Origin of the sequence: Haladaptatus pallidirubidus (genome assembly GCF_020700235.1) — an archaeon.
Lineage (GTDB): Archaea > Halobacteriota > Halobacteria > Halobacteriales > Haladaptataceae > Haladaptatus > Haladaptatus pallidirubidus.
Map to the genome: position 1 here is coordinate 99285 of NZ_CP085301.1, position 18554 is coordinate 117838.

General features: G+C 59.1%; 25 protein-coding genes and 1 tRNA gene. 12 read left to right on the plus strand and 14 right to left on the minus strand.

Annotation, left to right across the window (positions count from 1 at the left end; translation table 11 throughout):
- Positions 1 to 28 precede the first annotated feature (28 nt).
- Positions 29 to 550 (plus strand): acyltransferase, encoded by a 522-nt coding sequence (locus tag LIX15_RS00615; protein WP_227775583.1) that lies wholly within the window; start codon positions 29 to 31, stop codon positions 548 to 550.
- Positions 551 to 568: 18 nt separating this feature from the next.
- On the opposite strand, the gene LIX15_RS00620 is transcribed toward LIX15_RS00615, so the two are convergent.
- From LIX15_RS00620 to LIX15_RS00635, 4 genes are all read right to left on the minus strand, one after another.
- Entirely contained in the window at positions 569 to 2035 is a 1467-nt protein-coding gene (locus LIX15_RS00620) for a PAS domain S-box protein (RefSeq protein WP_227775584.1), read from the minus strand.
- Positions 2036 to 2215: 180 nt separating this feature from the next.
- Positions 2216 to 2992: a mechanosensitive ion channel domain-containing protein gene (locus tag LIX15_RS00625; RefSeq protein ID WP_227775585.1), complete on the minus strand. Its 777-nt coding sequence runs from the start codon at positions 2990 to 2992 to the stop codon at positions 2216 to 2218.
- A complete protein-coding gene (gene dacZ / locus LIX15_RS00630) occupies positions 2993 to 3805 on the minus strand; it encodes a diadenylate cyclase DacZ (RefSeq protein WP_227775586.1) in 813 nt (270 codons plus the stop codon).
- Between the two features lie 134 nt (positions 3806 to 3939).
- On the minus strand, positions 3940 to 4209 hold the full coding sequence (locus LIX15_RS00635; RefSeq protein ID WP_227775587.1) for a DUF7111 family protein: 270 nt from the start codon (positions 4207 to 4209) through the stop codon (positions 3940 to 3942).
- A 130-nt stretch (positions 4210 to 4339) separates the two neighbouring features.
- Here LIX15_RS00635 and LIX15_RS00640 point away from each other — a divergent pair, with 130 nt between their 5' ends.
- Positions 4340 to 4630: a PadR family transcriptional regulator gene (locus LIX15_RS00640; RefSeq protein WP_227775588.1), complete on the plus strand. Its 291-nt coding sequence runs from the start codon at positions 4340 to 4342 to the stop codon at positions 4628 to 4630.
- Positions 4631 to 4943: 313 nt separating this feature from the next.
- On the opposite strand, the gene LIX15_RS00645 is transcribed toward LIX15_RS00640, so the two are convergent.
- Positions 4944 to 6086: an acyl-CoA dehydrogenase gene (locus LIX15_RS00645; RefSeq protein WP_227775589.1), complete on the minus strand. Its 1143-nt coding sequence runs from the start codon at positions 6084 to 6086 to the stop codon at positions 4944 to 4946.
- Between the two features lie 109 nt (positions 6087 to 6195).
- Complete coding sequence (locus tag LIX15_RS00650; RefSeq protein WP_227775590.1) at positions 6196 to 6462, minus strand: hypothetical protein; 267 nt, start codon at positions 6460 to 6462, stop codon at positions 6196 to 6198.
- A 134-nt stretch (positions 6463 to 6596) separates the two neighbouring features.
- On the opposite strand from LIX15_RS00650, the gene LIX15_RS00655 reads away from it, so the two are divergent.
- The gene (locus LIX15_RS00655; protein WP_227775591.1) at positions 6597 to 7421 is read left to right on the plus strand and encodes a hypothetical protein; all 825 of its coding nucleotides are present in this window, start codon (positions 6597 to 6599) and stop codon (positions 7419 to 7421) included.
- Between the two features lie 42 nt (positions 7422 to 7463).
- On the opposite strand, the gene LIX15_RS00660 is transcribed toward LIX15_RS00655, so the two are convergent.
- Positions 7464 to 8018 (minus strand): NUDIX hydrolase, encoded by a 555-nt coding sequence (locus LIX15_RS00660; RefSeq protein ID WP_227775592.1) that lies wholly within the window; start codon positions 8016 to 8018, stop codon positions 7464 to 7466.
- A 177-nt stretch (positions 8019 to 8195) separates the two neighbouring features.
- Between LIX15_RS00660 and LIX15_RS00665 the strand changes: the two genes are divergently transcribed.
- The 3 genes from LIX15_RS00665 to LIX15_RS00675 all read left to right on the plus strand — a co-directional run bounded on the left by LIX15_RS00665 (position 8196) and on the right by LIX15_RS00675 (position 9139).
- Positions 8196 to 8384, plus strand: a complete 189-nt coding sequence (locus LIX15_RS00665) for a DUF1918 domain-containing protein (RefSeq protein ID WP_227775593.1) — start codon at positions 8196 to 8198, stop codon at positions 8382 to 8384.
- Positions 8385 to 8413: 29 nt separating this feature from the next.
- The gene (locus LIX15_RS00670) at positions 8414 to 8833 is read left to right on the plus strand and encodes an RNA-binding protein (RefSeq protein WP_227775594.1); all 420 of its coding nucleotides are present in this window, start codon (positions 8414 to 8416) and stop codon (positions 8831 to 8833) included.
- Positions 8834 to 8983: 150 nt separating this feature from the next.
- Positions 8984 to 9139 carry a hypothetical protein gene (locus tag LIX15_RS00675; RefSeq protein WP_227775595.1) on the plus strand — a complete coding sequence of 52 codons (156 nt, stop codon included), beginning with the start codon at positions 8984 to 8986 and terminating at the stop codon, positions 9137 to 9139.
- A gap of 118 nt (positions 9140 to 9257) precedes the next feature.
- On the opposite strand, the gene LIX15_RS00680 is transcribed toward LIX15_RS00675, so the two are convergent.
- Positions 9258 to 9342, minus strand: a tRNA-Leu gene (locus LIX15_RS00680).
- Between the two features lie 86 nt (positions 9343 to 9428).
- On the opposite strand from LIX15_RS00680, the gene LIX15_RS00685 reads away from it, so the two are divergent.
- Positions 9429 to 9749, plus strand: coding sequence for a transcription initiation factor IIB family protein (locus LIX15_RS00685; RefSeq protein ID WP_227775596.1), 321 nt, complete (start codon positions 9429 to 9431; stop codon positions 9747 to 9749).
- Between the two features lie 16 nt (positions 9750 to 9765).
- On the opposite strand, the gene LIX15_RS00690 is transcribed toward LIX15_RS00685, so the two are convergent.
- Together LIX15_RS00690 and LIX15_RS00695 are read right to left on the minus strand one after the other, a co-directional pair.
- Positions 9766 to 10245, minus strand: coding sequence for a phosphopantetheine adenylyltransferase (locus LIX15_RS00690; RefSeq protein WP_227775597.1), 480 nt, complete (start codon positions 10243 to 10245; stop codon positions 9766 to 9768).
- A gap of 50 nt (positions 10246 to 10295) precedes the next feature.
- On the minus strand, positions 10296 to 11060 hold the full coding sequence (locus LIX15_RS00695) for a helix-turn-helix transcriptional regulator (protein ID WP_227775598.1): 765 nt from the start codon (positions 11058 to 11060) through the stop codon (positions 10296 to 10298).
- Positions 11061 to 11165: 105 nt separating this feature from the next.
- Between LIX15_RS00695 and LIX15_RS00700 the strand changes: the two genes are divergently transcribed.
- On the plus strand, positions 11166 to 12080 hold the full coding sequence (locus LIX15_RS00700; protein WP_227775599.1) for an FKBP-type peptidyl-prolyl cis-trans isomerase: 915 nt from the start codon (positions 11166 to 11168) through the stop codon (positions 12078 to 12080).
- 43 nt (positions 12081 to 12123) lie between these two features.
- Complete coding sequence (locus LIX15_RS00705; RefSeq protein WP_227775600.1) at positions 12124 to 12768, plus strand: hypothetical protein; 645 nt, start codon at positions 12124 to 12126, stop codon at positions 12766 to 12768.
- On the opposite strand, the gene LIX15_RS00710 is transcribed toward LIX15_RS00705, so the two are convergent.
- From LIX15_RS00710 to pyrB, 3 genes are all read right to left on the minus strand, one after another.
- Positions 12765 to 13529: a hypothetical protein gene (locus LIX15_RS00710; protein ID WP_227775601.1), complete on the minus strand. Its 765-nt coding sequence runs from the start codon at positions 13527 to 13529 to the stop codon at positions 12765 to 12767. The two genes, LIX15_RS00705 and LIX15_RS00710, sit on opposite strands and share 4 nt — an antisense overlap.
- Before the next feature lie 75 nt (positions 13530 to 13604).
- Positions 13605 to 14075 carry an aspartate carbamoyltransferase regulatory subunit gene (gene pyrI, locus LIX15_RS00715; protein WP_227775602.1) on the minus strand — a complete coding sequence of 157 codons (471 nt, stop codon included), beginning with the start codon at positions 14073 to 14075 and terminating at the stop codon, positions 13605 to 13607.
- Positions 14072 to 14983, minus strand: a complete 912-nt coding sequence (gene pyrB / locus LIX15_RS00720) for an aspartate carbamoyltransferase (RefSeq protein WP_227775603.1) — start codon at positions 14981 to 14983, stop codon at positions 14072 to 14074. Before pyrB ends, pyrI begins: the two co-directional genes overlap by 4 nt.
- Positions 14984 to 15064: 81 nt before the next feature.
- On the opposite strand from pyrB, the gene LIX15_RS00725 reads away from it, so the two are divergent.
- Together LIX15_RS00725 and LIX15_RS00730 are read left to right on the plus strand one after the other, a co-directional pair.
- Positions 15065 to 15703 carry a MinD/ParA family ATP-binding protein gene (locus tag LIX15_RS00725; RefSeq protein WP_227775604.1) on the plus strand — a complete coding sequence of 213 codons (639 nt, stop codon included), beginning with the start codon at positions 15065 to 15067 and terminating at the stop codon, positions 15701 to 15703.
- Positions 15704 to 15726: 23 nt separating this feature from the next.
- Positions 15727 to 16350 (plus strand): RAD55 family ATPase, encoded by a 624-nt coding sequence (locus LIX15_RS00730; RefSeq protein ID WP_227775605.1) that lies wholly within the window; start codon positions 15727 to 15729, stop codon positions 16348 to 16350.
- A gap of 25 nt (positions 16351 to 16375) precedes the next feature.
- On the opposite strand, the gene aglJ is transcribed toward LIX15_RS00730, so the two are convergent.
- Positions 16376 to 17290, minus strand: a complete 915-nt coding sequence (gene aglJ / locus LIX15_RS00735) for an S-layer glycoprotein N-glycosyltransferase AglJ (RefSeq protein WP_227775606.1) — start codon at positions 17288 to 17290, stop codon at positions 16376 to 16378.
- Positions 17291 to 17395: 105 nt separating this feature from the next.
- On the opposite strand from aglJ, the gene LIX15_RS00740 reads away from it, so the two are divergent.
- Positions 17396 to 18538: a glycosyltransferase gene (locus LIX15_RS00740; RefSeq protein WP_227775607.1), complete on the plus strand. Its 1143-nt coding sequence runs from the start codon at positions 17396 to 17398 to the stop codon at positions 18536 to 18538.
- The last annotated feature ends 16 nt before the right edge of the window (positions 18539 to 18554 follow it).

Here is an 18554-nt window from a genome sequence, read left to right on the forward strand (position 1 = left end):
CAAGCTATCGGAGCACAAATCTCGGCGCGTGAGCGACGATACGACCCGCCGCCACGACCGAATTACGCATCATTCGACGCCCGGCGGCTCGAACTCCTTGCAGTACTGGACGAGGGCCCGGAGTCCGCTCCGAGTCGCCGTACAGTATCTCGTTATCTGGCTCGTGCGAATCAATCCGAGCCTGCGGCTGAAAAGCTGGCTCCTCCGACGAATCGGCGTCACAGTCGGAACGGGGGTTTCGTGGGGTCTCGAATCGACGCCCGACGTGTTCTGGCCCGATCTCATCACGGTGGAAGACCACGCCATCATCGGCTACGACGCGACGATTCTCTGCCACGAGTTCCTGCAAGACGAGTACCGAACCGGCGAAGTGAGAATCGGCGAGCGAGCGATGATTGGCGCGGGCGCCGTCATCCTGCCGGGCGTCGAAATCGGTGCTGGCGCGCAAGTGGCCGCGAACTCGCTGGTGACGCGGGACGTACCGCCGGGGGAGACGGTTGCGGGCGTTCCGGCGAAAGCGATGTCGAGCGATAGTTTGGATTCGGAGTAGTTCGAGTGACGGTGACGATCACTCGACTACGTTGTGAGTCTCGATATTCGTAAATTCGAATCGTGCACCGCCGGTGTTGCTCTCCGTCACCGTACACTTCCATCCGTACACGTTCGTCAGTTCCTTGACGAACGCCAGCCCTAATCCCATTCCGCCGTGACTGGACGCCGTCGTGTATCCCGTTTCGAAGATGGTTTCTCGGTCGTCCGCCGGTATGCCGACCCCGTTGTCGGCCACGTAGAATCCAACCGGTAGTTCGCCGACTGTGATGGTAACGTCGTTTCCATCGTGTTCCACAGCGTTCTCGAAGAGGTTTCTGAACAGATGTTGAACGTACGTCTCGTCGGCCTGTATCGTGTCGTCTACCCGTACCTCCAGCGTCGCGTCAGGGGCGTCCGCTTTGATCCACGCATCGTGCGCTACGTCAGCGAGTTCCACCGGACTGCTCTCGAGAACCGCCTCGTAACCCTGCGTTATCACCAACATCACGTCGATGATGTCCTCGATGCGGTCGAACGCTTCCACGATGTAGTCAACCGCAATTGGGTTCGCATCCGCCGGGAGTTCGCGGCAGTACATCTGACCGATCATGAGCGGATTCCGGAGTTCGTGGGCCACCATGCTCGCGAAGCTATCCAGTCGCTTGTTCTGCTGTTCGAGTTGTCGCTCGCGCTCGTTTCGCTCGGTAACGTCACGGACGACACCGACGTGGTCGTGTTCGGCACCCTCCTTATCCGGGAGTCCTGCAACAGTCGCTTCGGCTTCGATTCGTTTCCCGGACGCTGTTTCCAACACTGCCTCGTACGTTTTCGCCTCGGTGTCGTCCGTGGTGAGGTCTCGTTGAATCTCGTCGATTACGGTCTTCGTCTCGTTCTCGATGACGTGCGAGATATGAGAGCCGAGGAGTTCTTCCTGGTCGTAGCCGACCATCTCGGCGTACGCCTCGTTCACCAACGTGAAGTGGCTGTTCTCGTCGACGGCCAAAATCCCCTCGTTGACAGTTTCAACGATACTCTCGTAGCGTCTGAGTTCCTGACCGTAGCGTTCAGCTTCCTGTCGCCGCTCTTCGGCGTTGAGTGCCCGCGTTTTGGCCCGTGCATCGTGGAAACCCATCCCGAGACCGGCGACGCTGGCGAGGGCCGTGAGGATGAGGGTGTTGACGACCACGCTGGTAATATCGGCAGCGAGCGCGATGAACAGAAGAACCCCGAGCATAACCCCGATGCTACCGAGACACCACTTAGCGATGGTTTGGAAGAATACGGGACGGACTTCGGTTCGGGGCAGTCGATAGCCACCATACAGAAGTACGAAACCGGGAACGCCGATCAGAGTAGAGATTGTCAGGGATTGGTTGAGCAGTACATTCTCCGCTATCGACATGAATCGCCAACCGATGGCGGCCGCGACGTACAGTCCACCGAGAGCGAATACGATACGTCGCCCGTCATATTCGGTGAATTCCCATGACTTATTCTCCATCATCCATCAATATCAGCGTATATTAATGATATTTATGGTTCTCTGTTCTCGCAGACCTGTGCCGGATTTTCTATCGAATACCGACGTCGTAAACGAGGCGGATTGAACGCGGCTGTCGTTTCGGATTCCATACTGAACGCAGAAAAGATAGATAAAATGAGGATTCTGTGGCCGTTTTTCGATTCAGTTTCGCAGTCGAACCGCGCCCTTCCGCATGACGAGGTGGTTCGGCAGGATGAACTCCTCGCCGTCGTTTTCGATGTGGGTGACGAACATATCGACCTCTTGAACGATTCCCTGGTTGCCAGCGACGCGAATCTCGTCGCCAATGCCGTAGGGTTGGTTAAGCAGGAGATAGATTCCCGCCGCGGACGACCGGAGCAGGTCCCAGAACGCTACCGCCCCGAAGACGATGACGGCGAGGACGTAGGCCGCGAACAGGACGATGAGAGTGAGCGTGGCGACGTTCACCTGACTCAATGCGATGAGCGACGCGATGTAGACGATACTGTATTTGACCATTCGCGGGAGGACGCTCACTTCGGGGAGCTTGACGCTCCGCAGTCGTTCACTGACCAGCAATTCCGCCTTGTCGGCTACGACGAATCCGATGATGAACACCAGCGCCGCGACGAACAGCTGCGGGGTAAAGAGGATGATTTGCCAGAACAACTGCGTGCTCAGGGGTAGTTCGGCGGTGTTGAGCGCGAGCAAAATCGCGACGCCGTAGATGAACCAGGAGGTGAGGCGGGCGATGAGTGACACCGTCGTCGTTCCGAGACTTCGAGCGGTACGCTCGAACGGGGTTCCCTCCACCACTTCGTGGACGCCCGCGGCCCGGAGGATGCGCCGATTCAATCGGCCGAGGAGATAGCCCGCGATACCACCAGCGACGAGAATGAGAATGGCGAGAACGATTCGGTACTCCTCGTAGAGGAGTACTCGCCACTCGGGTTGCATCTAATATCCCTCCGGATCCAGTTCGAGAATCAGCTCGCCGCCCTTGAACGACCGAACGAGGCCGTCGCTCTCGGAGAGGACGATGGCCGTAGCATTCGTATCGCGGGTAATCGCTCCTGCCGCCATGTGGCGTGCGCCGAGACCTTTCGGGATGTCAACTCCCTCGGCGGACGGTTCGAGATAGCGATAGGCGGAGACGATTTTCCCCGAGTCCGAGATGACGAACGCACCGTCCAGTCGGGAGAATTCCTTCAACATAACGTTCACGATAGGGTCGCCGACGTGAACGTGCGATTTCTCGAACGGATTGTACGAGAGCGGACGCGACTTGTTCATCACTTTACCAGCGTCGCCGACGACGAACAGCGCGCCGACCGGTTTGCCTTTCTGTCCCTTCTTCCCGAGTTCGATGGCGACTTCGAACACGTCGCGGATGACGCCGGGGTCGGCTCTCGAATTAGCAAAAAGGTCGTAGATTCCAGAATGAGACTCCTCGTTCGCTCTGGTTCGGGTGACGGTGTCGATTCCGTCGCCGAACATGCTGGCGATACAGGTGAGTTCGTCGCCGTCCTCCGCGAGTCCGTGGTCGATTGCACCCTCGATGCCGAACCGGATTCGGTCTTTGACATTGTCGAATTCCAACGGAAGTTCGACGAAATCGCTCGCACCGACGTTGTTGTCCGGTGCAACGACCACCACGTCGGAACCGTTCAGGTCGGAGAATCGCTCGTAGTACGACCCGCTCGGAGAGAAAAGGAACACCGCGTCAACGCCACTGACGAGGTTTTCGAGAAGTTCGGTCAGGTCAGTCATTACAGAAGGTCACTCAATCACCGGAGAAAAGGTTTGCGGGGGTATATGTCACCCGACATTTTCTTTTATGAAGGCGACGCCCCTCTTGGATTGGAGAGGTTTTCGTAATCCGTTGCGTCCACCGCTCTCGAAACTTACATACCCATGTCCGCGGCGGGGTCGGGAATCGGCAGGTCGTTCGGTCGGACGCCGAGCAGTTCCGCCGCGTGATCGAGTGCCATGTCGAAGCCGTAGTATCGCTCGATTTCTGGACTCTCCGGCGTGTCGCGAACTTTGAGCATGCCGTATCCGTCGAGGTTTTGCGCCACCGCTGCGGTTCGTCCGTCGCGGGATAGTTCGAGGACGCGCTCGTGGTCGGTTTCGAAATAGGTCGCGGATATTCCGTTTTCCGAAATCGTGGTCATGGACGGCGGTTCGAAGGGAACACAGTCGAAGGTATCGGTTCCGACGCGAACAGGCGGAAAACGAGAGAAAAAAGAGAACGGAGGGAGCGAAACAGAAAGGCACGTGTCCCGTGAGCGTTTCATTCGAACCATGACGCGATGGCACCAGAGCGGTACCCGGCGGGACATGTGTATCCTCCTCGCCGAGGCCGGGGAACTCCGCGGCCAGCGGCTCAAATCCCGCCTCGAATCGCATTACGACGAACAACTCGATCCGAAGCGATTTTACGGTACGTTGACTAGTCTCGTCGAATCCGGGCATGTTAAAAAGCGAATCGAGGGACTGTACGACGTTTACTTTTTGACCGATATCGGAGAACAGCGATTGCGCGACCAATTTCAGTGGATGCGAGAAAAGGTTGAAAATACGACGCAGAATTGATACTAATCCCAGTGGCGCGTGCGACAACTTCTCCGAGGACTCTTCGTTCGAGGGACAGATTGGATTCGCGCGAGGGATGACCGAGTGAAACGAGGGGGTCGGTTGAGGGGGATTGTGGTGCAGTGGCGGTACCTCGGCGGATGGAGGGGCGGAGCGAAGTTCTCGTTCGCGTCGCTCACGAAGACCTCGCACGCTGTCTGCACAGGTCTTCGGAAGTGAACGCCTCGGACCGGTGCCAGTGCGCGCCGCTGTGGAAAATTGTCATCTATTTTCGAAAAGCTAGCAATCCATCGGAAAGGCTCGATTCGTCCTCTCAGTCCAGCATCTGCGCGGCGATGGTGTTTCGCAGAACCTCGCTCGTTCCCTCGTAGATTTCGTTCAGTTTGGCGTCGCGGTAGTAGCGTTCCGCGTCGAAATCCGTCGTATAGCCGTAACCGCCGTGAATCTGGATGCCTTCGTTCGCGACCTCGCGGGAGATTTCGCTTGCGAACAATTTGGCCTGCGCGGCCTGCTTAATGTAATCCTCGCCGCGAATCTTGCGGTCTGCGGCCTGGTGCATCAGGAGTTTCGCGGCGCTGATTTTCGTGTCCATGTCCGCTAGTTTGTGCTGGATGGTCTGGAAATCGCTGATGGGGCGGTCGAACTGCTCGCGCTGTTGGGCGTACTCTAGCGCGTCGTCCTTCGCGGCGCGGGCCAGTCCGATACTACGCGCCGCGATGGTGATTCGGCCGCCGTTCAGCGTTTTCAAAGCGTGGACGAAGCCGCGGCCTTCCTCCCCGAGCAAGCGGTCTGCGGGAATTCGCATGTCGTCGAATCGGAGTTCCGCGGTCGGACAGCCCTTGTCGCCGAGTTTGTGCTCCGTTCCTTCGACGTGGAAGCCGTCGTCCTCCTCGGGTCGGACGACGAACGAGGAGATGCCCTTGTTGCCCGCGTCGGGGTCGGTTTTGGCGAAGACGGTGACCGTTTCCGCGACCGAACCGTTCGAAATCCAGAGTTTGCCGCCGTTCAGGACGTACTCGTCGCCGTTCTTTTCGGCGGTGGTGTCCATCGCCGGAACGTCGCTCCCGGCGCCGGGTTCCGAGAGTGCGAAGGCACCGATATCGGTGCCTTCGTTGAGCGGCGTCAAATACTCCTGTTTTTGTTCCTCGTTACCGAACTCGTAGAGCATGTTGCCCGCGAGGCTGGTGTGGGCCGCGACGATGGTTCCGAGGCCGCCCGACCCCCGCGAAATTTCTTCGAGCCCGATTGCGTAGGAGTGGTAGTCGAGTCCGGCCCCACCGTACTCCTCGGGGAAGGGCATTCCCATCAGGTCGAGGTCGGCCATCTCGCTGACGAGGTCGGCGGGGTACTCGTCGGTTTCGTCGATTTCGGCGGCGCGAGGCTTGATTTCCTCGTCAACGAACTCCGCGACCATGTCCCGAATCTGTTTCTGCTCTGCGGAGAGACTGAAGTCCATACCCGAAAATGCGGGCAGTCAATCCTTTACTTTTCCCATCGCCGTCCGGCCTGCACCCGCTGACAAACTGAGCAGCCAGGTGTTACTCTACCTCCCTTCGAAATCGGTGTTATTTGAATCGCTTTCGAATATTGTCCGCCGTGACCACGCCCTGTACGAGGTACGACAGCTTTCGATTCTTCGGCGCTATAGTCGCCGCACCGATTAAAATAGCGCCTTTCATCGGTTCTCCCTTCCGGAAGGCGTTCCCGGCCTGCACGAGCAGGGTGATGACGTTCAGCTTATCCAAGGAATTGTTTCCGGCGGGGGTGGTAGGAGTAGTGGAGGCCAACAGTCGAATCCCGGATTTGACGACGCGGAAGAGGGTTTGAAGCATGGACAGATACCAACATCCACAGCATCGTAAAGATGTCGGGCGCATTCGAAAGTGGTTGAAAAGTTACATATTGAGCCGTCCACTCCCGTCCCGCGTCCGAAACCGATTACCGGGACGAACCCAACTATCCAATCATGTACGGCGTGGTGACGCGAAATCCGGAGGAACTCGATTGGCCCGAGTTCGAATGGGGCTTCTACGAGATGAAAGACGTAACAGGGCGCGCGACCGAACCGGTCGAGTCGGGCGTGAACATGATTTCCTGTTTCGGCGACAGCGCCGCCGCCGAGAGCAACCCCTCACTGGTTCCGGTGAGCGACGAGGGCGAACTGGCGACCCGCGAGCAACCGTACTTCGACTGGGGCTACATCTGTCCGACCCGCGAATCGTACCGCGAAGGATTGTTAGAAATGATTTCGGACGCGGCAGAGGCGAACCCAGACGTTCGGTTGGACGATATCGGATTCCCGCGCGCGGAGTACTGCCACTGCGACCAGTGCGAGTCCGAATTCGAAGAAAGCGACTACGACGACTGGCAAGAATGGCGGGCCAACGTCATCACGGAGTTCGTCACAGAGGCAACCGATCGAATCCCCGGTAAAACCTATCTCACCCTCTACCCTGACCCCTATCCCGGCCACCTTTACGACCGCGCCGGACTGGATTTGGACGCCCTTTCGGAGTACGTTGACGAGTTCGTCGTCCCGCTGTACGACATGGCCTACTCGACGACCTACTGGTTGGAGGTCATCGCAACCGGATTCGAAGACGCCCTCGATATTCCGTTCAGTGTCGAACTGTACGCCGTGGACATAGACATCGACAACCTCATCCACGCCACGGAAGTCGCGGACGCCTACGCGAACGACGTGTTTTTCGGCTACGAATCGAGCAACGCCCGCGGCGCGATTCGGCGGATGGACGCCGACTCGCGGGAGGGCGTCTCGCACGGGAACTAAGAACCAACACCACACTTTTCTACGGCGTCACGCTCTCCTTGTTCAGAATCGGTCGTCCTGCCACGCCAGCAACTGCTCGCGGTCGCGGGTGTTTTCGGGCAATTCCGTGAACCACTTCGCGTCGGTAATCTCGCCGTCCGGGTCTTCGACCGTCAGCGCGGTCGTTTCGGCTTTCGCCTCGAACACCGGGAGGACGCCCCACGTTGAATACTCGCCGCACCGAATCGCGGTTCGGGTCGCAATCCCCAACCCCTCGTATTCCGCGTCGATTCCCGCTTCTTCGCCGAGCTCCCGCTCCGCCGTCTCGTGGTAGGATTCCCCGTCGCGGACGCCGCCGCCGGGAAGCACCCACATATCCACGCCCTCGTGCCAGACGAGGAGCAGTTCGCCCGACGGTCGATAGACCGCAGTGTGCGCGCCGTAGGGCGCACCGCTTTCGGATACCCTCCGGGCGAGGGTTCGGAACCGTCTGCGGGAGACGTCGTAGGTACGCGAGAACTCCAGAAACTGCGCGTAGTCGTCCGTCAACCTGTGGTACGCCTGCTCGGCGCGCTGTTCCGCCTCGGTGGCGAGAAACCACAGATCATCGAGCGTCATTTTTGGTCGCGTGGAGTCGTGTCCGCGGTCTCGTTGTGGAGCGCGACCGACGAGATGAACGAAGCCCAGTAACGAGTGTAATCATGTGCCACGATATTCTGGCAGTCGGAATAAGCCTTCGGTCGCCGACATTCCTGAATCGGTCGCTTTTTACCATCGGGCGGGCTATTCGGCGGTATGAGCTTCGACGAAGACGACCGCGTCATCCTGCACGACCAGCACAGCGACTACGACGGCGAAGAGGGCAAAATCACGCAGGTCATGGAAAGCATGTTCGGCGACGCCACGTACACCATCAGCTTCGAGGACGGACAGGAAACGGGCATCCCCGAGGACTCGCTCGAAGCCGTCGAAGACGAAGCGTAACTTTTCTGCCCTCGATTCGTACATTCATCATGGCCAGCGTTCCCTTCCACTACATCGACCTACGGACGTTCTGCTACGCGACCGAGGACGACCAGCGCGTCGAAACCGCCCTCGAAACGTTCCTCCCCCAGGAGGTCGAAATCGAACGAATGCAGAGCGAAGGACACCACGGCGACAGAATCATCGTGCTCTCGGCGCGCGTGGAGAACGCCGACGAGATGCGCCATATCCTCGGCAAACTCCGCGAACTCGCCGATATCGACCGAGTGCGCGACGAACTAGACCAGCGCGTGGACGACAACTGTTCGTTTTTCGTCTCACTCGATAAGCAGTCGGCCTACCGCGATGCGGTCGAACTCGGCGAGGGAATCACCCTCCGCGCCAAAGTTGAAGCGTACCCCGCGAAAAAAGAGGCCGCGGTCGAAAACGCCCGCAACGCACTCGCCTGAGAAGTGTCTGCTCCCGAGTTTTCCACTGATTTTCAATCGAGCGCGGAATGTGTCCACAGATTCCGTTTGAGCGGTTTCGTCGACACAAAGTATATCACGGTACATCGTGTGTTGACGGATGTTACCGCGTATCGAACGTGAGTGAGTATCATGCAAGAGTGCCCATACTGTAGTTCTGAACTACTCGGCGGTAGTACCTCGAAGACGACTCGCAACGGAAACCCAACCGGACACAAAAGCACCGGCACCGAGCTCGTGTCGTGCCCGGACTGCGGCGGCGTCATCGACGGTTTCACCGCGCACTGAAGCTGCTGTTGTTGAGCGACTTGCGGCGATTTTTCATATTTTCCGTGGCTACTCCATGATTTGCGAGGTTCGAATCCGTTGAACGCACTCTCCTCTCACGAACGAAGTTCGAGGAGAATGTGCGGGACCGGATTCGAACCGGCGGACTCCTACGAGACAGCGTCCTAAGCGCTGCGCCGTTGGCCTAGCTTGGCTACCCGCACGCAATACCAAATTTCGAACTCTGCGATAAGAACCTGTCGCTCTCGTCGGACGAGCGTTTATATCCCATGCCGCGCTACCTCGTGTCGTGTATCGGGCACGTGACCAAGTCGAAAACGAAGCGTGGCTCGCTGAACTCCAACAGGCTGCCGACCGTCTCGAACTCGAAACCGGCGCTCGCTCCCGCGCGGCCGACCTCTTTCTCACGACGATTTCCGACGTAGACGACCCCGAAGATCGGTCGAAACGCGCGGTCGCGGCGGCCAGCCTTTACGCCGGGTCGCTCATCGAAGGCGACCAGCGCTCACAGCAGGCGGTGGCGGATGCGGTCGGCGTCGCTCGCCTGACGATTCAGCAACGCTGGAAGACGATTTTGGAAAAAGCGGGACTGCAACCCCCGTCGTGGTGAACGAAAGCAAAAACTCTCAATCGCGTCCGCTCCGAGCGGGGGTCAGATTACCGTGTTCGTCGATTTCGCCGTTGACGATTCGCGTACTCGAGATGATGTCGCCGTCCTCGGCTTCGACGTGCGGGACGACCACGATTTCGAGCGGGTCGAACCCGCGTTCTTCGCGGAGTTCGTTGATTCGCTCGCCGCCGTGTTTCGTTTCGGGGGAAACGATGAGCACGTCGAACTTCTCCTCGGTGGCGATACCGGTTGGTTCGGTGAGTTTTCGAACGTCGAACTCGCGGTCTTTCGCCTCGGCGAACGGTCGAAGTTCGGATTCGAGGTCGGCCTTTCGCTCCGTGAACGACCGAACGTTTCGGTCTTCGTTGCGCGTTTTCGGCGCGAGGTCGTCGCTCGTCAGTCCAACGGTCACGTCTCCGAGTTCGAACGCTCGCTCGAACAACGCCCGGTGGCCATCGTGCACCGGGTCAAACGTCCCACCCAACGCCACGTCCATACACCGGCGAATGGTTCCGCGTGGTTTATCACCTTCGGAACTCTCCGCCGTCACCGAATGGGGGACGAACGATTGTGATACCGACGGTACACCGTTTCGGCCCACTCGAAAAAATCGCAGTCGTCACATTCGAGCAATGCTCGAAGTTGGCCGTCATCGTCGTACGCACCCGCGAACGCCCAGTCGTCGCCGAGCGTCAGGCCGAACTCGACCGGGCCGTCGTGTTCGTAGATGTCGATGGTGCGACTGACGAGTCGAAATTCGAGTGGATTGCTCGACCGGGCGGTTTCGATTCGTTCCGGCGGCATGACGAGTTCCGTTTCGACGCCCGATAGAACGAGTTCCGCGTGCGCGTCGTGGTACAGTCGGCTAAGGACGGGAGCGAGCATTCGAATCGTCGTGGTTTCTCGCGCGCGCAGTCGCTTCACGTAGTGGCTCACCGGTGCCTGTGGCTGGTCGGGAGAGGCAGTAACGAGCGTTGCGTCAGTCACCCACAGAGGGTTCGGGGCGTGATTTGCATCCGGCAGGTGGCGGTAGAAGGAGTCGTATTCGGAAACCGCGTCGAGCGTCTCGACGTATTCCTCGTGGATTCGTGCGACGAGTTCTCCAGTGGTTGTGAGTTCGTAGACGCCGTCGCGCTTTTCGACCCAGCCGCGGTCGGCGAACTCCGAGAGATTTCGTTGGACGCTCCGGCGGGAAACGTCAGTTGCATCGGCCACGTCCCGCGGGGAACCGGACTGCTCGCGGAGATTGCCGAGCAAGCGAAGTCGCTCCGGCGACCCGGCGAGGAACGCGGCGGCCTCTGGCGCATCCATCGGGGAAAACTACGCGAAGGGGTGATGTAAACGTCCCTCTTCGGCGGTGCGTTCCCTCGCGGGCGAAACGTGATTCTTAAGGGGCGAACGGGTGTCGTTCTGTGTATGAGTGACGAACAAGAGGCAGAAGTGACCGAGGAAGAAGAAACCGAACAGCAGGACGGACTACAAGAGGGAGACTTCATCAGTCTGGATTACACCGCACGAACCGTCGAGGACGGCGATCTCGTAGACACGACCAGCGAGGAAGTCGCTGAAGAGGAAGGCGTCGAAGCTGAAGGACGAGAGTTCGGCCCGCGCACCATCGTTCTCGGTGCGGGTCACATCTTCGAGGACGTCGAAGATGACATCTACGGCAAAGAAGCGGGCGTGGAAGGCGACGTGACAGTCGATCTCGCGTTCGGCGAGTACGACAACGAAGAGGTTCGAACCGTCAGCGCCGACAAAATTCAGGAAGACGACCGCTACCCCGGTGCGCGCGTCAACGTCGACGGCCAGCAGGGCTTCGTCGAAACTATCATCGGCGGCCGCGCGCGCGTTGACTTCAATCACCCGCTCGCGGGCGAGGATATCGAGTACGAGTACGAAGTTCTCGAAGAAGTCGAGGACGAAGACGAGAAGGCAAAAGGCCTGTTCTCGATGTACATCGATGCCGACCTCGACATGTGGATTCAGACGGACGAAGTTGAGGTAGAAGTCGAAGACGATGATGGTGAAACGGAAACCGAAACGGTCGAAAAGGAGACGCTCTACATCGAGGCGACGCCACAGCTTTCGATGAACCAGCAGTGGATGTTCCAGAAACAGCAGATTGCGCAGGACGTTATCGACCGGCTCGACCTTGACCGTGTCATCGTGCAGGAGACCATCGACGGCGCCGGCGCTGGCATGATGGGCGGAATGGGAATGGGCGGCATGGGCGGTGCCGACCTCGAAGAAGCGCTCGAAGACGCGGACATCGACGAGGACGAAATCGTTGAGGAGCTCGAAGCCGACGAAGCGGAAGAAGTCGAAGAGTAAGCCGCAACCGAATCCTTTTTTCGGATGTGAACGACTGTCGGACATGCACACCCCGACGAGACTCTTTCATCTCCACTTCAACACGCCCGACGTGAGCGGCGCGGAAAACCGACTCGCAGTCCGCGGCCTGCCGCTGTATCGGCGGTTCGGCCGCGTCGATGGCGAGTTTCGCGCGTTGGAAGCGGACGACCCCGTTCCGGACGAGTTTCGGCTCCGGCTTCAGGACGCGGAGCGAGGCTACGCGAACGTCACACTCGCACCCGGACGGCGACCGCATTTCGACCACCTGGGACTCTGTACGAGCGAGTTCGACGCGATTTGCGACCGAGCAGAGGACGCGGGGTGGTCGGTGCGCGACCGCGACGGGAGACGAACGTTCGTCATGACGCCGTGGGAGTTCCGCGTCGAACTACATCCGGACGGAAGCGAGGTTGAAATCGACCTCGGGTCGTGGGATGACGCGCATTTCGGGACGGTCGAACTCGTGATTCCGAACGATAACGAGGACGAAAATAACGAAGACGAAACCGCGGCGCACGAATTTGCGGCTGTTTTCGGAGACGTTCCGGGACTCGAAATTCGAGCAGGAGAAGACGTTTGGGTACCGCGATTCCGACTGGTTGGCAGTGCATTTTCGGATGAAATACAGATCGACGAAGTACGAATCGAAACGAAAAACCTGCTCTAATCGTCGGAGCCGTTTTCGGATGAATTCGTGGCATTTTCCTGCCCTTCGGTTCCTCTATCGACTTCATCCGCCGACCACTCCCCGGCAGTCGCGTTTCTAACGACCGCCGATTCCGCGGTTCCGTTCCGGATGACGACGTCAGGTCGCGGCGCTGACGAGGGATCCGTTACTGCGGGTGGAACAAGCGACTGGTCGGAGCGCTCCGGTACCTCGGCGTTTCGGACGGTCATGTTCTCCACAATCAGCGTGTCCAGGTTCGCACCTTCGACGACTACGTTGGCGAGGACGGTGCGCTCGATGACGCGGTCTCTAACGCCCGGGTCGAAGACGCTGCCACCCGGGACGTCGAGAATTGAGCGATTTCTGACGACGATTCTCTGTGTGGTCACGTTGTTAAGCTCCCCTTCTTCGATTTCGAGTTCGGAAACATCGACGTTGCGCAGCGTGACGTTCCGGCGAACTTCATCGTCCGTTTGCAGTCTTTGAACGCGGACGGTATCTACCGTCGCGTTCCGCACCGTGGCGTTTCGCAGTGCCCACGTTCGAATCGTCGCGTTGTCGATGGAAACTCTGTACTGGCCGAGTTGACTGAACTGCCCGAACTGGCCACCGTTCGCTCCTGAACTGCCGCTGACGATCGGCTTTACATTCGGACCCGACCCGACGCCTCCAGCGAGCGCCGTGACTCCCGAAAGTGCGAGGAGAAACGACAGAACGACAGCAGACACGACCGTCGTCCGCTGGCCAATTGGGATTCTCATACTGCCATGAGTTCGAGAGACGGCATAAACCGAACTGACCGTTTTCTTCAGTTTGGAGGGTTAAGCCGCCGTTTCTCACTTGACGCTGATATGTGCGGCGAGGTCCGTTCGGATGATGGTGTCGCAGTATTCGCATCGAACGCCGTCTTCCAACACCTCGAATTTCGATTCGACGGGTTCGTCTTTCGTCGTGATGCAGTTGCTGTTCGGACAGGAAAGGATACCGACGACTTCCGTGGGACGCTCCAATCGGTGCTTTTCTGCTACTTCGTACTCGCGTATGATGTTGATGCTCGCGTCGGGAGCGATGAGAGAGAGCACGTCCACCTCGTTCTGGCTCAGCTCTCTGCCCTCGACTTTCACGATGTCCTTCCGTCCCATTCGGTCGCTTGGGACGTTCATCCCGACGCTCACGGCTTCGCCGTCACTGCCGTCACTGCCGTCAATGCCGAGAATGGCGAGGACGTTGAGCGCCTGTCCAGCGCGAATGTGGTCGATTACGGTGCCGTTTCGAATCTTACTGACGCGAAGTTCGTGGTCGCTCATTGTTCCTCCAGCAGTGAATCGAGAATCGCCATCCGCACCGGAACGCCATTGTGCGCCTGTTCGAAGTAGGTCGCGTGCTCCGTGCTGTCCACCTCAGGCGCGATTTCATCGACGCGGGGTAGCGGGTGCATGATGGTTAACTCGTCCGTCGCGTTTTCTAGCGTCTCCATATCGATACGGTATTCGCCGGCAATTTCCCGATATTCGTTTTCGTCGGGGAAACGTTCGCGCTGGATGCGCGTCACGTAGAGAACGTCCAAATTCGGAAGTACGTCCTCGATGTCGGTGTGCTCGCGGACGCTCGCACCCGCCTCGTGGAGGTCGTATCGGACGCTCCGCGGAAGTTGCAAACTTCCGGGGCTGATGAAATGCTGGCGAACGTCGAAGTTCGTCAGCGCGTGCGCGAGCGAGTGAACCGTCCGCCCGTACTTCAAATCGCCCATGATGCCGATGGTGATGTCGTCCAATCCGGCATTCTCCCGAATCGTGTAGAGGTCAAGCAAGGTCTGGGTCGGATGGTGGCCCGCCCCGTCGCCCGCGTTGAGCAGGGGTACGTCCACGAAATCGCTCACCATCTTCGCTGCGCCCTGACTCGGGTGACGAAGCACGAGCGCGTCGGCATAACCTTCGATAACCCGAGTCGTGTCGGCGAGGCTTTCTCCTTTCTTCACGCTAGACGATTCGACGGAACCCATATCGACGATGTCTCCGCCAAGGCGCTTGATGGCGGTTTCGAAGCTCATTTTCGTTCGAGTACTCGGTTCGTAAAACAGCAACCCGAGCAGTTTTCCTGCGTGTCGGTCGACGAACGCCGACGGATCGGCGTCGATTTCGGCGGCGCGGTCGAGGACGGCCTCGATGTCCTCGTGCGCGAGTTGTTTCGTATCTATGAGGTGGTCGTCCCGCATCGTTTGAACAGGCGTCACCGCCAGTCTTGAAAGCCACGGGTCGCCCCCAACGTTAAATCGGATGACGAAACCAACCCCGGTATGATCGCCATCGCAGGGGGAAAGGGAGGCTGTGGAAAAACGACGACGACGCTCGGTCTCGCGGGTTCCCTCGGCAGAACTCGCCGGTCGGTGTTCGCGGTGGACGCCGACCTCGATATGCCGAACCTCCACCTGCTCGCCGATGTGGACAACACACCCGGACTCGCGGCGGTCGCAAACGGAGCCAGAATCGAGGACGTTGCACACCTGCCACCCGATCTTTCCGGCGTCAAAGTCGTCCCCGCCCCGCAATCCCCGGGAAGAGGGGTGCGCCTTGACTCCGCACTCGCCCGACTCGCAAACTGCGCAGACCACGTCCTCGTGGACTGCCCTGCCGGGGCAGGGCCAGACGCCGTCACGCCGCTTCGCGCCACAGACCACATCCTATTGGTAACGACGTCGAACCGCGCCTGTCTCCGCGACACTGCTAAAACCGCAGCGATGGCGCGCGCACTGGATACTCCCGTCGTGGGGTGTGTCGTGACAAGAACGAACCGTTCACCTCGCGGCGTCGAACGACTGCTCGACTGCCCCATCTTGGCGACGATTCCCGTCGCTGGCTCACCCGTACTTTCGGACGAATCGGTCGCTCGGGGGTACGACACCCTCGCGTCGGCTATCCTGTCCAAACACTTATGAAAGAGTATATAGTTGTCGAATTTATGGAAGAGCGACTTTCGACCGGCGTTCCGGTGCTCGACCGGAAACTTGACGGAGGATTGCCACCGGGGAGCACCGTTGCCCTCTGTGCACCTCCCGCCAGTCAAGCCGAACTCCTCCTATCGGAGTTTACGTCGAGTCGCCCCACGCTGTACCTCACGACCGACCGCACCGAGGAGTCCGTGAGCGCGGAATTCCGCCACAACTCCGGTCGGAGAATCCCGGAAGTACGCTACATTCCCGGCGATGCCCCGCTCGACCACGCCCGGCGACTGTTTCAGCGGTTGCCGGGTGATTCGACGCTCGTCGTAGACCCGGTTGATCTGCTCGAACGCGAAGATCCGACCCGATACCGGAACTTCCTGCACGACCTACAGAGCCACGTTCGCGGAACCGACAGCCTCGCCGTCCTCCACTGTCTCGACGGTCGGAGCGTCCCCGACCAGCGCGATATCACGGAACACGCCGTCGACGTGGTGTTCCAACTGCGCACCGATATTTCGGGCGACCGAGTCGAAAATCGGTTGGCGGTTCCGAAGTTCCGCGGCGGGAGCGCACTGCCGGAAACCATCAAGCTCGAATTCACCGAGTCGGTCGCTATCGATACGAGTCGGGACATCGCGTGAAAATCGTCGTCGGAATCCGCCGACGCTATCTGCGTTCGTCTATCCGTCGCATCTGCTCTCGGTGAAGCGTAACGATCATGTCCGAGAGCACGCCGAACATGAGCAACTGGACGCCGAAGATGATGGAGACGCCCGCGACGACGGCGAGGACTTCGTGGCTCTCGCGAGGCGTGGCGAGGAACCACTCGAACCCGACGTAGCTGCCGACGAGCAGGCCGACGAATATGGAGAAGAAACCGACGCTCCCGAAGTAAAAGAGCGGGTTGTTCGTCTTGGCCAGCTGATAGAGGGTCATGATGATGTCCCCGCCATCCCAGATGGGGTGGAGGTTCGTCTCCGATTCGTCGGGACGCTCTTCGTAGGTAATCGGCACCACGGTCGTCGGAACGCTGTGTTTTACGCATTCGACCGCCAGTTCGGTTTCGACGCCGAATCCGTCGGACGTGAGATATGCGCGCTCCGCGGATTTTCGGGAGAACGCATGGTAGCCACTGAGGATGTCGCGGAAGTCCTGTCCGTGAATGATTGAAAAGGCTCGATTGATGATGCGGTTGCCGAACCGGTTCAGCCGTGTCATCGACCCGTTTTCCAGGTTCGCGAATCGATTCCCGATGACGTGTTCGTAGCCGTCGTCGAGCGGTTCCAGCATCACGTCGGCGTCTTCCGGTTTGTACGTTCCGTCGCCGTCGAGCATCAGGATGTACTCGGATTCGGCGCTCTCGATTCCTTCGCGAACCGCCTGTCCTTTTCCGACCCCGGACTGTTCGATGACGCGGGCGTCGTGGCTCCGTGCGATTTCCTGCGTCTTGTCGTTGGAACTGCCATCCACGACAAGAACGTTCGAAAAGCCCCGCTCCTGAAAGCCGCCGATAACCTCACCGATGGTTTCGGCTTCGTTTAGCGTTGGAATGAGTACGCAGACGTCCTCGGAGTCGGGCATTGTCGGGGAGATAGACACCGGGGGCTAAAAGCCCAACCTTTTCCTCTCGGATTTCCGACCGGGACAATCCATAGATGTTTAAAACAAACCGCCCAACCACGGGATATGAACCGGCTTGCGAAGGTGTCCGCGGTCGTCGTCGCGGTCGCCGCAATCCCTTATTTCGTCTTCCTCGCGCTGTACGGGTTGATTCGCCCGGACGGCTCACCCGCAAAAAAACGAGACGTAGAACCGAGCGTGAGCATCGTCCTGCCGACGTACAACGAAGCGGATATCATCGAGAAGAAACTGGACGACCTCCTCGAACAAGACTATCCAATGGAAAAAGTCGAACTCGTCGTCGTGGATTCGAGCGACGACGAGACCCCCGACCTGATTCGGAAGTATCTCGCCGACCACGAATATCCCGAACTGACCCTCATCGAAGAAGAAGAGCGCCGGGGCCTCGCTCCCGCGCTCAACGACGCCTACGCCGCCGCGAAAAACGAGATGGTCGTGAAGACGGACTGCGATTCGTTCGTCGCAGACGACGCCCTTCGCGTTGCGGCGGCGAATCTCGCCGACCCCGGAATTTCGGCGGTCACCGGGCAGAATGCGGACGTTCTCGGGGGAAGCGAAGTCGAAGCGGGATATCGCGGCGTGCAGGCGCACGTCCAAACGCTCGAATCCCACCTCGATTCGACGCTCATCTTCCACGGTCCGTTTTCGGCGTTCGAAAACGACGCTATCGTCCCCCTCGACCCGAACTCGCTCGCGGACGACACCGAACTCGCGTTGAAGATCCGCCGAAACGGGAAGCGCGTTGTCTTCGACCCGGACATCCGGTACAGCGAGGCGTCCCACTCTGATTTCAAAAAGCGTAGATTACAGAAAGACCGGAGGGGGATGGGATTGATTCGACTTCTCTTCCAGCACCGCGACGCGCTCGGCAAGTACGGCAGCTACGGCGGGTTCGTGCTTCCGTTCAACTGGTGGTTCATGATTATCTCCCCGTGGTTGGTTGCGTTGGGCGTTGGATTGATGACCGGTGCCGCACTGCTTACAGCGGGGCCGTTCGGGTTGGTCGTACCCGGCGCGCTTGCCGTCTTTGTTCGGTTGGGTGGAAGCGATCGGTTGGGTTCGCTGCAACCGCTGTACGCTATCTTCGATACGCAGGTGTCGCTGTTTCGGGCTAGTCTAGAACTGTTACGTGGTGAGGGCGACGGGATGTGGGAGATAGATGAGGAACTGCGGGAGGCATTCGAATGAAACAAATGTCTTCCGA

What these genes read in the sequence shown, in the direction of transcription:
- LIX15_RS00705 (WP_227775600.1), top strand. Translation starts at nt 12,124, where the DNA reads ATGCACACCCCGACGAGACTCTTTCATCTCCACTTCAACACGCCCGAC.
- dacZ (WP_227775586.1), bottom strand. Translation starts at nt 3,805, where the DNA reads ATGACTGACCTGACCGAACTTCTCGAAAACCTCGTCAGTGGCGTTGAC.
- LIX15_RS00670 (WP_227775594.1), top strand. Translation starts at nt 8,414, where the DNA reads ATGGCCAGCGTTCCCTTCCACTACATCGACCTACGGACGTTCTGCTAC.
- pyrI (WP_227775602.1), bottom strand. Translation starts at nt 14,075, where the DNA reads ATGAGCGACCACGAACTTCGCGTCAGTAAGATTCGAAACGGCACCGTA.
- LIX15_RS00710 (WP_227775601.1), bottom strand. Translation starts at nt 13,529, where the DNA reads ATGAGAATCCCAATTGGCCAGCGGACGACGGTCGTGTCTGCTGTCGTT.
- LIX15_RS00695 (WP_227775598.1), bottom strand. Translation starts at nt 11,060, where the DNA reads ATGGATGCGCCAGAGGCCGCCGCGTTCCTCGCCGGGTCGCCGGAGCGA.
- aglJ (WP_227775606.1), bottom strand. Translation starts at nt 17,290, where the DNA reads ATGCCCGACTCCGAGGACGTCTGCGTACTCATTCCAACGCTAAACGAA.
- LIX15_RS00620 (WP_227775584.1), bottom strand. Translation starts at nt 2,035, where the DNA reads ATGATGGAGAATAAGTCATGGGAATTCACCGAATATGACGGGCGACGT.
- LIX15_RS00625 (WP_227775585.1), bottom strand. Translation starts at nt 2,992, where the DNA reads ATGCAACCCGAGTGGCGAGTACTCCTCTACGAGGAGTACCGAATCGTT.
- LIX15_RS00660 (WP_227775592.1), bottom strand. Translation starts at nt 8,018, where the DNA reads ATGACGCTCGATGATCTGTGGTTTCTCGCCACCGAGGCGGAACAGCGC.
- LIX15_RS00645 (WP_227775589.1), bottom strand. Translation starts at nt 6,086, where the DNA reads ATGGACTTCAGTCTCTCCGCAGAGCAGAAACAGATTCGGGACATGGTC.
- LIX15_RS00650 (WP_227775590.1), bottom strand. Translation starts at nt 6,462, where the DNA reads ATGCTTCAAACCCTCTTCCGCGTCGTCAAATCCGGGATTCGACTGTTG.
- LIX15_RS00725 (WP_227775604.1), top strand. Translation starts at nt 15,065, where the DNA reads ATGATCGCCATCGCAGGGGGAAAGGGAGGCTGTGGAAAAACGACGACG.
- LIX15_RS00640 (WP_227775588.1), top strand. Translation starts at nt 4,340, where the DNA reads ATGACGCGATGGCACCAGAGCGGTACCCGGCGGGACATGTGTATCCTC.
- LIX15_RS00665 (WP_227775593.1), top strand. Translation starts at nt 8,196, where the DNA reads ATGAGCTTCGACGAAGACGACCGCGTCATCCTGCACGACCAGCACAGC.
- LIX15_RS00730 (WP_227775605.1), top strand. Translation starts at nt 15,727, where the DNA reads ATGGAAGAGCGACTTTCGACCGGCGTTCCGGTGCTCGACCGGAAACTT.
- LIX15_RS00740 (WP_227775607.1), top strand. Translation starts at nt 17,396, where the DNA reads ATGAACCGGCTTGCGAAGGTGTCCGCGGTCGTCGTCGCGGTCGCCGCA.
- LIX15_RS00675 (WP_227775595.1), top strand. Translation starts at nt 8,984, where the DNA reads ATGCAAGAGTGCCCATACTGTAGTTCTGAACTACTCGGCGGTAGTACC.
- pyrB (WP_227775603.1), bottom strand. Translation starts at nt 14,983, where the DNA reads ATGCGGGACGACCACCTCATAGATACGAAACAACTCGCGCACGAGGAC.
- LIX15_RS00635 (WP_227775587.1), bottom strand. Translation starts at nt 4,209, where the DNA reads ATGACCACGATTTCGGAAAACGGAATATCCGCGACCTATTTCGAAACC.
- LIX15_RS00690 (WP_227775597.1), bottom strand. Translation starts at nt 10,245, where the DNA reads ATGGACGTGGCGTTGGGTGGGACGTTTGACCCGGTGCACGATGGCCAC.
- LIX15_RS00655 (WP_227775591.1), top strand. Translation starts at nt 6,597, where the DNA reads ATGTACGGCGTGGTGACGCGAAATCCGGAGGAACTCGATTGGCCCGAG.
- LIX15_RS00700 (WP_227775599.1), top strand. Translation starts at nt 11,166, where the DNA reads ATGAGTGACGAACAAGAGGCAGAAGTGACCGAGGAAGAAGAAACCGAA.